Source organism: Clostridium sp. BIOML-A1, from assembly GCF_009874105.1.
In the GTDB taxonomy this organism is placed as follows: domain Bacteria; phylum Bacillota; class Clostridia; order Lachnospirales; family Lachnospiraceae; genus Coprococcus.
This window is the reverse complement of sequence record NZ_WWTL01000001.1, coordinates 19,435-32,663: the sequence shown is the minus strand read 5'-3', so window position 1 is coordinate 32,663 and position 13,229 is coordinate 19,435. Positions and strand designations below refer to the sequence as shown.

The 13,229-nt window shown below is 40.5% G+C and carries 10 protein-coding genes; 1 reads left to right on the top strand and 9 read right to left on the bottom strand.

The window, feature by feature from the left end; translation table 11 throughout:
• Positions 1-18 precede the first annotated feature (18 nt).
• The 7 genes from rpoD to GT641_RS00155 all read right to left on the bottom strand — a co-directional run bounded on the left by rpoD (position 19) and on the right by GT641_RS00155 (position 8,489).
• A complete protein-coding gene (gene rpoD / locus GT641_RS00185; RefSeq protein WP_161116534.1) occupies positions 19-1,152 on the bottom strand; it encodes an RNA polymerase sigma factor RpoD in 1,134 nt (377 codons plus the stop codon).
• A 40-nt stretch (positions 1,153-1,192) separates the two neighbouring features.
• Positions 1,193-2,962 carry a DNA primase gene (gene dnaG, locus GT641_RS00180; RefSeq protein WP_161116533.1) on the bottom strand — a complete coding sequence of 590 codons (1,770 nt, stop codon included), beginning with the start codon at positions 2,960-2,962 and terminating at the stop codon, positions 1,193-1,195.
• A 159-nt stretch (positions 2,963-3,121) separates the two neighbouring features.
• The gene (locus GT641_RS00175) at positions 3,122-4,129 is read right to left on the bottom strand and encodes a deoxyguanosinetriphosphate triphosphohydrolase (protein ID WP_161116532.1); all 1,008 of its coding nucleotides are present in this window, start codon (positions 4,127-4,129) and stop codon (positions 3,122-3,124) included.
• A gap of 122 nt (positions 4,130-4,251) precedes the next feature.
• Positions 4,252-5,004 carry a YesL family protein gene (locus GT641_RS00170; RefSeq protein WP_161116531.1) on the bottom strand — a complete coding sequence of 251 codons (753 nt, stop codon included), beginning with the start codon at positions 5,002-5,004 and terminating at the stop codon, positions 4,252-4,254.
• A 132-nt stretch (positions 5,005-5,136) separates the two neighbouring features.
• Positions 5,137-6,006: a carbohydrate ABC transporter permease gene (locus GT641_RS00165; protein WP_117808768.1), complete on the bottom strand. Its 870-nt coding sequence runs from the start codon at positions 6,004-6,006 to the stop codon at positions 5,137-5,139.
• The gene (locus GT641_RS00160) at positions 6,007-6,951 is read right to left on the bottom strand and encodes a sugar ABC transporter permease (protein WP_161116530.1); all 945 of its coding nucleotides are present in this window, start codon (positions 6,949-6,951) and stop codon (positions 6,007-6,009) included.
• A 104-nt stretch (positions 6,952-7,055) separates the two neighbouring features.
• On the bottom strand, positions 7,056-8,489 hold the full coding sequence (locus GT641_RS00155; protein ID WP_161116529.1) for an ABC transporter substrate-binding protein: 1,434 nt from the start codon (positions 8,487-8,489) through the stop codon (positions 7,056-7,058).
• 661 nt (positions 8,490-9,150) lie between these two features.
• Here GT641_RS00155 and GT641_RS00150 point away from each other — a divergent pair.
• Positions 9,151-10,158: a hypothetical protein gene (locus tag GT641_RS00150; protein ID WP_008401243.1), complete on the top strand. Its 1,008-nt coding sequence runs from the start codon at positions 9,151-9,153 to the stop codon at positions 10,156-10,158.
• Between the two features lie 269 nt (positions 10,159-10,427).
• Here the strand turns inward: GT641_RS00150 and GT641_RS00145 are convergent, their stop codons facing one another.
• Both GT641_RS00145 and GT641_RS00140 read right to left on the bottom strand, forming a co-directional pair.
• Positions 10,428-11,411: a CPBP family intramembrane glutamic endopeptidase gene (locus GT641_RS00145; protein ID WP_161116528.1), complete on the bottom strand. Its 984-nt coding sequence runs from the start codon at positions 11,409-11,411 to the stop codon at positions 10,428-10,430.
• A gap of 44 nt (positions 11,412-11,455) precedes the next feature.
• Entirely contained in the window at positions 11,456-13,087 is a 1,632-nt protein-coding gene (locus GT641_RS00140) for an ATP-binding cassette domain-containing protein (RefSeq protein WP_008401240.1), read from the bottom strand.
• Between the last annotated feature and the right edge of the window lie 142 nt (positions 13,088-13,229).

The window sequence follows — 13,229 nt, the reverse complement described above, 5'->3', positions numbered from 1 at the left end:
ATGCTCTCCATCCCTATTTTAGTATATATAATCTCTCAGTTTTCTGCTTCTGCTTGGATGTCTGAGCTTCCGAAGAGCCTTTGCCTCGATCTGACGGATACGCTCTCTGGTTACGTTGAATTCCTTACCAACCTCTTCCAGTGTTCTTGCCCTGCCGTCTTCAAGACCAAAACGAAGCGTAAGCACCTTCTTTTCACGTTCGGTCAATGTATCAAGTACCTCTACCAGCTGTTCCTTCAATAAGGTAAATGCAGCAGCATCTGCCGGAACCGGCATATTATCATCCGGAATAAAATCACCCAGATGGCTGTCTTCCTCCTCACCGATAGGTGTCTCTAAGGATACAGGTTCCTGTGAAATCTTCAGGATCTCACGTACACGCTCAACAGGAATATCCATAACCTCTGCAATCTCCTCCGGCTGTGGTTCTCTTCCAAGCTCCTGTAATAACTGTCTGGATACACGGATAAGCTTATTGATCGTCTCTACCATATGAACCGGAATACGGATTGTTCTCGCCTGATCCGCAATTGCTCTTGTGATCGCCTGACGGATCCACCATGTTGCATATGTGGAGAACTTATATCCCTTTCTATAATCAAACTTCTCTACTGCCTTGATCAGACCAAGATTTCCTTCCTGAATCAGATCGAGGAAAAGCATACCACGTCCAACATAACGCTTTGCAATGCTGACAACCAGACGAAGATTTGCTTCTGCAAGCTTCTGCTTTGCCTGCTCATCTCCTTCTTCCATACGTTTTGCCAGTTCGATTTCTTCCTCAGCACTCAGAAGCGGTACTTTACCGATCTCTTTCAGATACATTCTGACAGGATCTTCAATACTAACCCCATCCGGTACAGAGATATCGATTTTATCTACATCTACATCCTCTTCCAGATCATCCAGCAGAAGTTCCTCATCGTCATCCTCTTCTGTGATTGTCAAAATATCAACATTATGGCTCTCTAAAAATGAAAAGATCTGTTCCATCCGTTCCAGATTCAGCTCAATTTCTTTTGCATCATTAAAGTAACGGATAATCTCTGTATCTTCAATTACCATCTTTTTCTTTTTTGCCATCTCCAGTAAGCCCTGAAGCTTCGCCTGAAATTTCTCTTCAATCTGCTCTTTATTCTCTTTTGATTCCATAAATCATGATCCTCCATAAATATATAATAGTTTATCCACTTTATAATGAAATATGCAGCTTCGTAAGATCCGCCTTGGCACGTATGAGATTCTGCATCTCTTTTATATCATTTGTCTTTGCCAGTTTATCTTCTATACTGCTTAATCTTATCTTTTTCACAACATCTGTCACCGCATTGTTGATTTCTTCCTGCGTCATGTCAATTCCGATATTCGTCTGAAGCATTTCTGCCACCAGACGTTGTTCCTCTATCGACTCAAATGTTGTTACGATACTTGCCGGTTCCACCTTCCCGTTTTCCCGATATTGTGAAAACAGCTTGTCTGCCACCACACGGTAAACGCCATCTTCAAAACTGGTTTCATCAATGATGCCGTCCAACTTCTGAAACAATCCCGGTTCATTCACCATCCATGTCAAAAGCAGTTTCATCGGCTTATTCTTTGCCGGATCAGTCGTCCTGTTTTCATGTTCGACGCGCCGTTCCTCCCGCTCTACGATCTCCGAACGCGGAACACCTGCAATTCCATATTTGTGTACCAGATCTGTAAGGCCTGCCTTATCGATATGATACAGATTCGATACTGCTTCGATATAATTATTACGTTCCAGCACTTCTTCTATCTGTGCCAGTCGTTTTGCTGTCTCATTGTGGAAGGAGGTTCGCTCCTCCGGATCATTCAGATTATACTGTTCAGACAGCATCCGCACCTCAAACATGATCGCACTCTCTGCCTTCTGTATCCGCTCCTCAAACGCTTCACTTCCAAGTGTCTGAATAAATTCATCCGGATCTTTATGCGGTCGCATATTGATGACCCTCGCAGATATTCCTACCTCTCGCATAATCGAAATAACCTTTAGCGTAGCTGCAACACCCGCACCATCACTGTCATATGCCAGATATACTTCATTCGTATATCGTTTCAATATATTTGCATGTCCAAAGGTAAATGCAGTTCCAAGTGATGCTACCGCATTATCAAAGCCTGCCTGATGCATGGATATAACATCCATATAGCCCTCACAACAGATAAAACCTTTTCTCCTGCTTCTTCTGGCAATATTCATTGCAAACAGATTCCGACTCTTATCAAACACAACGGTATCACTGGTGTTAATATACTTTGGCTTTCCATCACCCATAACTCGTCCGCCAAAGCCGATCACCTTGCCATTAATATCCAGAATCGGTATCATCGCACGATTCCAGAACTTATCCGATCCGCCATTTTTCTCATCGATCACTACCAGACCGGAATCCTTTAACTCAGAATCGGAATACCCTTTACCTTTCAGATATCGATACAAATCATCCCGGTAAACATCGGCATACCCAAGTCCAAATCGATCGATCGTTTCATCCGAAAGTCCTCTGCCTTTAAAATATTCATAGGCTTTCTTTCCATGTTCAGTATGCCTCATAATATAGTGAAAATACGCTGCCGCTGTCTTATTCATATCCCGTAGCAGTATTTTATATTTTTCTCTTGATGCATCCTGTCCTGACTGGCTGCTTTCAGGCAGTGTCATTCCTGCCTTATCTGCCAAATACTGTACCGCTTCCGGAAACGACATATTCTCATATTCCATGATAAATGTAAATACATTTCCCCCGGCACCACATCCAAAACAGTGATACAGCTGCTTGTCCCGATCCACCTTAAAAGATGGTGTCTTTTCATGATGAAATGGACAACAGGCTTCAAATGTCCTTCCTTTTTTTCTGAGGCTGACATATCCCGATATCACATTTACGATATCATTTCTGGATATCACCTCATCTATGACCTCATCTGAATAGTACAACGACTACCCTTCCTTTCCAATTTAATAATTTCCCATCTAACTGTTCATTATCCTATATAAAAAACGTAATCACATACAGATTACAGGGTTTAACTCTGTCACCTCGTCACTTGCTCTCGTTGCAAACATATATATTGCAAACTTGACAGTGATGTTATCTCAAATACCCTTCCACGCACCCGGAACATAGATCTTCTTAAATGTTTCGATCGCATAATTATCCGTCATACCTGCTATATAATCACAGATTACGGTCGTAAGATCCTCTCCCATATAGAGCATTTCTATGCTTTCATTATTCAGCCTCGATTGATCTTCTCTGTAATAATCAAATAATATCTCTAGTAACTTTTCTGCTTTTACTTCTTCCCTTTTTGCCACAGGATTCGTATACAGATATTCAAACATATATCTGCGAAGCGCTGATAACGCCTCACCGATCTCTTCTGACATCCGAACTGTATCCGTTTCATAACTGGTATCAATCACATCATGGATCAGACAGTCCAATCGATCTCTGGTATTGTTGCCAAGTACCTTAACGATACTAACCGGAAGATCGGATTCTTTCATAATTCCACCTCGAATTGCATCATCCATATCATGATTTACATATGCAATCTTATCTGCCAACCGGACGATTTTACCTTCCAATGTTGCCGGCGTACAGGATGTCTTATGATTCAACATTCCATCTCTGACTTCCCATGTCAGATTCAGCCCTGCTCCCCTTTTCTCCAGTTTTTCCACCACACGCACACTCTGTTCATTATGCTGAAACGACCTGCCGGAACATCTGGACAATGCCCGTTCTCCTGCATGTCCAAATGGTGTATGCCCCAGATCATGGCCAAGTGCGATTGCTTCTGTCAGATCCTCATTCAGTCGAAGTGATCTTGCGATCGTTCTTGCAATCTGCGCCACCTCAAGGGTATGTGTAAGTCTCGTTCTGTAATGATCATCTCCAGGTGACAGGAATACCTGTGTCTTATGCTTCAGGCGGCGGAACGCCTTACAGTGAATGATCCTATCTCTGTCCCGCTGATAGACCGTCCGAAGATCGCACTGTTCTTCTTCCCGATCCCTGCCTCTGCTCTGATCACTGAATGATGCATATGGACTCAGAATCTCATGTTCTTGTCGCTCCTGTTTTTCACGAATCAGCATATTTTACCATCCTCCATGGTCAATATAACGAATATAACAAAAAAGTCCGTACAATTTTATTATTCTACAGACTTTTTCTTTTTCCTTTATTTTATTTTGAAAGAATACAATTTGTTTTTCTTTTATTTTCCCTCTTCATCCACTGATTCCGATTCATCCGGTTCAGCTTCCTTCGCCGCTTCTTCCGCAGCTTTTCTCTCCTTCTCTGCAGTATCAATAATCCTTTGTTCATTCAACCGGAATATCTTACGCATCGTATGCGTTGTTCCCCATGCGATAGCTCCGAATAAAAGCAACAGCCACATATACCAGATACTCACAAACACAACCGGATATTTCACACAGATAAATATCGGAACAAACCATGCGATAACGACCTTTACCCATGACCACAGGTAAGTGATTGAAAGTACCATTGCATTTCTTACCGTGATGCTCAACGTATTATTATACCTTGCAATTAACGGAAATAAAAATGGTACAACAAGTGCAACTAATACTGCCTCAATTATAAGCACAAATGTATAAAATGTTGAAATAAATCCTGTCACCCGCTTGATCATGATATATTCAGCCAACATTACAGCAACTGCAACGAGCAACAGTAAAAACGCAATCGTAGATTGTTTGAAACTACGCTTAAACTCATGAATGAAACCAGAAACAACAGTTTCCTCTTCATCTTCCTGAAGCCGGATGCACATTGCATACAATGCAGTAAATGATGCACCAATCGTAAAGATCGGAATACAGCCTACTACAAAACAGATATTCAGTGCAAACATTGTTCCAAATGCATCCATTGCGCGTCTCAAAAACGGTTCTTTGTCCCTTCCGCTATTCTTGTTGTCTTGATTGTTTGTCATTTCATTCATCAAATTTTCCTCATAAACAAAAATATAGAGAACCTGCTACAGCAGCTTCTCCTCACTTATTCAGTATATATAATGTGGGTATCGATCGCCCATGGCTTCCGATACCTACATTATATTTTATAAAAGACCTCTTTACTCCTTTACACCACCAAGTGCTACACCTGCGATAATGTACTTAGAAAGGAAGAAGTACATAACCAGAATTGGAAGTACTGTAGTGAAAAGTCCACAGTAAATCTGACCCCAGTCTCTTGACTTATCATTTGCCTTTAACGCTGAAACGTACATAGGCATTGTCTGCTTCTGTCTCTCTGTTGCAAGAATAATTGAAGGTGTATACAGGTTATTCCATGATGCAACGAATCCGAAGATCGCCTGTGTTGCCATAGCCGGTTTCAACAGCGGAAGTACAATCGTATTGAATGTATGAATTTCTCCCGATCCATCGATTCTGGCTGCTTCAACGATCTCAACTGAAAGACCTGTTTCCATGTACTGCTTCATGAAATAAACAGTAGTAGGAGCAGCGATTGCCGGAATAATCAGCGCTAAGAATGATCCGTATAAGTGTGTTAAGTTACAAATCTTAATGAAACCAACGATTGATACCTGCTGAGGAATCATCATGATCGCATAAATAAAGCCCCATGCAAACTTCTTTAACTTGAAGTTATATACTGTAACTGCATAAGCTGTTAATGATCCGAAATAGATCTGCAATGCTGTAGCCGGAACAGTAACTAATAAAGAGTTTAACATAGCCTGAAGTACGTTAACACCACTTGTTTTTTCACTACCTGCTAACAAACCTTTGAAGTTTGTAATAAATTCTCCACCCGGTATCAATTTAATACCTGTAACAATTTCTGTTGACTTTAAAGTAGAGTTAATGATCAAAATATAAAATGGCAATATTGACAGGAAACAAAGCAAGATACAAACGACGTATCTGACAATCTTGCCTCCTGATACTTTTGATTCTGTCTGATCCACTTTGTTCACCTACTTTCCATCCTTTGATGATTTTTCTGCTGTTAATTTGTAGAACAGTAAGCTGATAATCAGTGTGAATGCAAAAAGCATAACTGAATATGCAGCGGCTTTACCATAATCCTGTGTACCTCCGGCACTTACATACTTCTTAATCAGCATTACGACTGTTGTTGTTGAATTAACGGATGATCCACTGCCTGTTACAACTACAGGACCGCCCTCATTGAACAACTGAGGTATATCGTACATCTGTAAACCACCGATAGCTGATGTTACAAGTGTATACTGTAAGATCGGCTTTAACAATGGAAGTGTAATCTTGAAGAACTGCTGTTTAGATGAAGCACCATCTACGCTTGCAGCCTCATACAGGGATGGGTTAATACCTAAGATACCTGCACAAAGAACGATCATTGTGTTACCATACCACATCCAGAACTGAATGAAAGCAATGATGATCAATGATGCCCAGCCATGATTTAAGATACCACCCTTATCGCACCAGCCAAGGTCTTTGAAAATAGTCGTGATAGGACCATTAACCTCGAACATACCGTAGAATAATACGGCGATTGTAGCTGCTGTAATAATGTTAGGCATATACATGATAACCTTGTAAATACCGCTTCCCTTTAACTTGATCTTGATGTCTGTAAACCATGCAGCAAGAAGTAAAGCCAATAAAATCTGTGGAATGAAGTTTAAGATCCACAGAACTACTGTTACCATTAATGACTGCCAGAACTCGCTACCAGTCTTTGCAAATACATAATTTGTAAAGTTTCCAAGACCAACCGTCTCAGTTACATATCTACCATTTTTAGCGGAATAGATAAATGAATTATAAAAAGTATAAAGAAGAGGATACAGCTGAAAAACTAAGAATACAAGAAAGAATGGAATGAGAAAAAGTAAACCATATTTTCCATATTCAACTGTCTTATTCTTTTTCATTGTGTAAGAGCACCCCCTAAAAATTAATTGTTTATAGTACACACGCACCAGCAACTTTCATTACTGATGCGTGCAAATTGTGTTACTTAATCAGTTTTTAGGGATTATTCAGCTGAAATACCTAATTCTGATGCACACTTATCCTGGATATACTTAACAGCTTCATCAACTGATTTGTATGTTCCTGAATTGTATGCTGTAGAAGCTTCATCAATAAATGCCTTGATTGAAGCATCCTGGTATGTTAAGTTGCTGAGGTTAATACCTTCTGCTGATGCTGCCCATACTTCGATAGGATTCTGACCACCAAGGAATTTAGCTGCTGCATTGTCAACGCTAAGTTCGCCAGCGATAAGTCTAGCATTAGCTTCTTTGTTGTTTACACAGTCACCTGTCTTGTTTGTGATTTCAACACCTACGTCTGGATCACATGTTAATTCGTAAAGAAGGAATGCAGCTAACTCAGGGTTATTTGTATCCTTACCTACACATACATATGTACCGCCCCAGTGATAAGATGTAGGGCCTGTAACAGCTCCCCACTTACCATCTGTAGCACCATTACCCTGCATTGAACCAATGAACCAAGGACATCCGAAGTAGCAGAATACCTTAGAATCATCCTTCATATCTGATGCCCATGAATTATCCCACATAGATGTGTTGTTTGAATATTCACCATCGTAAATCTTCTTAGCTGTCTCAAGATACTCTGTAACTGACTTGTCAAGTGTAAGAGTTTCCTTTGAACCATCATCTGTTACCCAAGGCTGTGACTGAGTATCCCAGATAGCATACTTAACATCAGGAGCACCAGACACGATCTTGTATCCAGCAGCCTTTAATGTCTCAGCTGTCTCGAAGAACTTATCCCATGAAGCAAGTGCTTCCTGAACCTTTGCAGGATCATCTGTTCCAAGAACTTCCTTAGCGATGTCTCTTCTGTAGTATACAGAACCTGCTGTTGCCTGCCATGTTACACACTTAAGCTCGCCGTTTGTTGTACCATACTGCTTAGCGAAGTCGTATGAGTTAGCAAGCATCTCATCTGTGAAACCTAAGTCATACAGATTAGCCGTCTTTGAATCATCCTCTGACCAGTACTTAGCTACATCGTTATCAGCTGGGATAAGTGTAGGATACTTGTCTCCGCTTGTAAGAGCTGTATCAATAGCTGTCTTGTAGTCATCTGATGTTCCACCAAGACCAAGTGTTACGAACTCAACGTAATCCTTGTACTCTGGGAACTTGTCAAGAACGATGTTCAGCTTCTTTGAGAAATCTTCATCCCATGAATAAGCGTAGATCTTCTTGCTGTCATCCCATCCATCTGTGCTAGGAGCTTCAATCTTAGCTGCTCCTGAAGCGTCCTCTGATGATGCTTCTTCTGATGATGCATCCTCTGATGATGCTGCCTCTGATGTTGCTTCTGATGATTTTGACTCTGTTGTTGAATCATCCTTGTCACCACATGCAACAAGTGATAATCCCATAGCAAGTGCTAATGAAAGAGCCAATGCTTTTTTGATTTTTCTCACAAAAAAACCCTCCTTTTAAAATATGTGTGCTATTCCTTTCATTCATACTTCTGCGGATTGACATCTGCATCTGTATTATTTACTGGAATGCCTGCCACTTTTATACATGATCTGATTAACTTATCATTTACACAATATGTCAAACATGATTATGTATGTGGCTTTCTTAAGATATTATTGACAAATTTCCTTGTCAACATAGGCTTATTATAGGACATATTATCTAATTTGGCAAGTCCTTTTTTATTCTTTTTTATCTTTTTTGTACATTTTTAAATTTTCGTTAAAAAAAATTTACCAATTTGCGACATGGGGTATTTATACTATTTCTACAATTTTAGCTCAATTGACATACAATTTAAACTTTTTCTTTTCCTTTGTCTCATTTTTCACATTGTTGCATTTCTCTTTCTATATAACTCTGTCTGTACACAATAGTCAATGCGTATTTGTTAAAATGTATACGTTTTTACCACAACACACATCGCCAATTCTGTTTTTATCAGGTACTCATCTTTATGATCTGCTAAATACATATTCTTTATATTTCATTTCTTATATTTTCATTCTTTTTTCATACTCTTTACCATACCTGCTCCTTTTTATCCATTTCCATCTGTGTTATACTTATCATTATTATATAAGAAGAAAAGGAAACAATATGGGCAACAGTAAAAAGAAAAAGAAGAAAAGCAACAATGTCGCCGCAAATTCTCAGGCGCAGGTAAAAAAACAGACTGCTGTACAAACAGCAAAACCGGCTAAGGCACAAAATATCGAAACCAAACAGGAAACTGTCAATACTCAGACTGCCGTCGAAAAGAAGGAACCGGCAAAAGCACAGAATATTGAAAACAAACAGGATCAGCCGCACGAGTTCAAAGATCCCCGCAAGGTTCCACCAAAGGAAGATCTTAAGATTGAGGACAAACTGGAATTTGCAACGATGTCCCGTAAAGAGCGCCGGGCAGCAAAAAGAAAACGATTAAAGGAAACTACCGAAGGAATGACCTTTGTGCAAAAGTTACAATACTTTTTATATGCATATAAGATGGAGATCCTGTTGCCGCTGATCGTGATCATCGCAATCAGTCTGATCGTAGTTGCATTCTTCCGTGGCAACAAACCGATTGCACTCTCCTATGCAGTTGTAAACTGCGAAGATCTGGAAGCACTTGATTCCTCTGTCATAGAAACTGATTATTGGAACTACTATGGTTTTGATGACAATTATCAGTTTCAGAAGGTTCTGGATCTGAAGTATGATCCAAGCACCAGCACCAATGAAGTATCCAAAGATGCCGAAAGCGGAAACTACATTGCATTTCCTACTCTATGTGATGAAAACTACTACGATATTATCATTACAAATAAACGCGGATTGGAATACCTAAGTGAAAGTTCGATCATTCATACACTGGGTGAAGCATTGCCTTCCGATCTGTATGATATTTTCACCGCTGATTATAATGATCAGATCACAACTTCTCCTGCTTACACAGGAAAGAGTGCTCCATACGCGATCAACATCAGTGATACCGACTTTGCAAAGAAGTTGAATCCGGGCTACGATGATGTCTACATCTGTTTCCCCGGCGTATCCGAAGACAACCAGAAGCGTGTCAAGCAGATCTGCAACTTCATCTTCGACCTCGGATTGGAGCTATAAATAATACCTATATAGAAGAAGATCACACAAGGCTGTCTCTGAAGTGATCCAAATATAAATATACCCACTATAAATGACTTGCTGCGGCTTCTGCTCGCAACACATGCCTGATTCGTAAATACTTCTGTGCTAACTCGCCTTCGGCTCAGACAAGCACCCGTATTTACTGGCAATGTGTTGCTTGCGACGAAATCCTCGCAAACGTCATGTTATAGTGGGTATATTCATATAACGGATCCACTCCGGAGACAGCCCTGTGTAATCTTCTTCTATCCAGTTATATTCTGTTTTGTTTCTTTTCTATTATAGTAAAGCATTCCGAGAACTAAGACTACTGCCATCACGACAGTTGCCACTATGCTGCCCTCCATGCCGAATTTACCGCCCGTCAGGAATATATTTCCCGGTTTGATCTCAGAGGAAAGAACAGCACTTCCTACATTGGTTCCGCTGACAGAGATTCCATAGAAGGTTCCCTGCACAAAATTCCACATACTGTGGTAGCCTGCCGCACCCCAGATATCATTTGTTTTTATCACATAGAGTGACAGGAATATTCCGATCAACATCAGATTGAAGAAAGCAAGAACTGTAAGTCCGGGATTTAGCATATGGCAGAATGCAAATGCCAGTGAATTCACAAGAACAGCTTTTACTGCCGAGCTTCGTTTCATCAGACTTATCATAAAATATCCGCGGAATGCAATCTCCTCACTGAAGCCCTGTACCAGAAATCCGATAAAATATAAAAGCACGATCAGCAGATTGCAGTTCTGATTCCATCCCTTAATATCTACAAATCCAAGAGCAGCACCTGCAAGTACGCAAAGAGAGAAGGATACCGCGCCAACAAGCAAGCCCTGTACATAATGCTTTGCTCCATCTTTCTTAACAATTCCCATGGAATAATAGGAACGCTTTTCTATCTTATTACAATAGACCAGAACAGAAATAATCAGAATCAGTGTACAGAATAATGTAAGTATATACATTTCGTCTGTCATATTGGTTGCCAATTCCATCATATCTGAAAATGATGAATCGTCATTTAAAAACAGCCGCTGCAGTTGGTCGAACATTTCCACATCCGACAGGAACAGGTACATTTCATATATCGCAGGGATCAAACCTGCAATAAAGCTTCCGATCAGGAATACCAGAATAAACCGCCATATTTCCTTGCCAAACGAATAAATCTTTCCTTCTTCGCCTGCCCGTTTTGCAATCTCAGGCTTTTCTAATCTCATCTTCATATGAAACATCCCCAGTCTGTCATTTTTACTTCTATTCTTAATTCTTAATCTTCTCCGTCAACATCCATGTTCATGATCTGGCGCTTTCTTGCAAGCTCATCATTTGCCAGATATTCATCATATGTTGTCTGCTTATCGATCAGGCCTGTATTGGTAAGCTCGATAATACGGTTTGCTGTCGTCTGTACAAACTGATGATCCTGTGATGAGAACAGAATAACACCCGGGAACTTGATCAATCCGTTATTCAATGCCGTAATAGATTCCATATCCAGATGGTTTGTAGGTTCATCTAAGATCAGGCAGTTCGGAGCCATGATCATCAACTTGGATAACATACAACGAACCTTTTCTCCACCAGACAGAACCTTTACCTTCTTAACGCCATCATCGCCGGCAAATAGCATTCTTCCAAGGAAGCCTCGTACATAAGTTGCATCCTTTTCTTCCGAATACTGCGTCAGCCAGTCTACGATGATCAGGTCATTATCGAATTCCTTTGTGTTGTCCTTCGGAAAATAACCCTGTGAAGTTGTAACGCCCCACTTGAAGCTTCCTTCATCCGGTTTTTCTTCTCCCGCAAGGATCTTGAACAGCATTGTTGTTGCCTTTGTATTTGGTCCGACAAATGCAATCTTGTCATCATGTCCTACTGTAAACGATACATCATCTAACAGTTTCTCGCCTTCTACTGTCTTTGAAATATGAGATACAGTCAATACTTCATTTCCGATCTCTCTCTTTGGGCGGAAATCAATATATGGGTATTTACGGCTGGATGGCTTGATATCATCCAGTTCGATCTTTTCCAGTGCTCTCTTTCTGGAGGTTGCCTGTTTGGACTTGGAAGCATTTGCCGAGAATCTCTGAATGAATTCCTGTAATTCCTTGATCTTCTCTTCCTTCTTCTTATTTGCTTCTTTCATCTGCTTGATCATCAACTGACTGGACTCATACCAGAAATCATAGTTACCGGCATATAACTGGATCTTTGCATAATCGATATCGGCGATCTGAGTACATACCTTATTCAAGAAATAACGGTCATGGGATACCACGATAACGGTATTCTCAAAGTTGATCAGGAATTCCTCCAACCATGCGATCGCATCCATATCCAGATGGTTCGTAGGCTCATCGAGAAGAAGAACGTCAGGATTGCCAAATAACGCCTGCGCAAGCAGTGCCTTAACCTTCAGTCCACCATCCAGATCTTTCATCATCATATAATGATATTCTGTATCCACACCAAGGCCATTTAGCAAAGTCTCCGCATCGGATTCTGCTTCCCATCCGTTCATATCAGCAAATTCGCCCTCGAGTTCGGAAGCACGGATACCATCTTCATCTGTAAAATCTTCTTTTGCATAGATCGCATCTTTTTCTTTCATGATCTCATACAGGCGCTTGTTTCCCATGATAACAGTATCGAGTACTGTGTATTCATCGAACTTGTAGTGATCCTGCTGTAATACAGACAGACGCTCCCCCTCATCCATTGTGACATCACCCTTTGATGGTTCGATCTCTCCTGAAAGGATCTTCAAAAAGGTTGATTTACCGGCTCCGTTTGCTCCGATCAGTCCGTAGCAGTTACCCGGTACAAATTTAATATTTACATCTTCAAATAAAGCTTTCTTTCCAAATCTTAATGTTACGTTATTTGCACTTATCATCGATACACATACCTTTCCATTTTTCTAATCTAAAAGTATATCAACTAGTTGAATATGTGTCAATTATGAAAAGAACGTATGCGCCTGAAAAAAGCCGGAAAAGGCTAATTTGGCAAGTCTTTTCCGGCTGACCGGTCAGGGG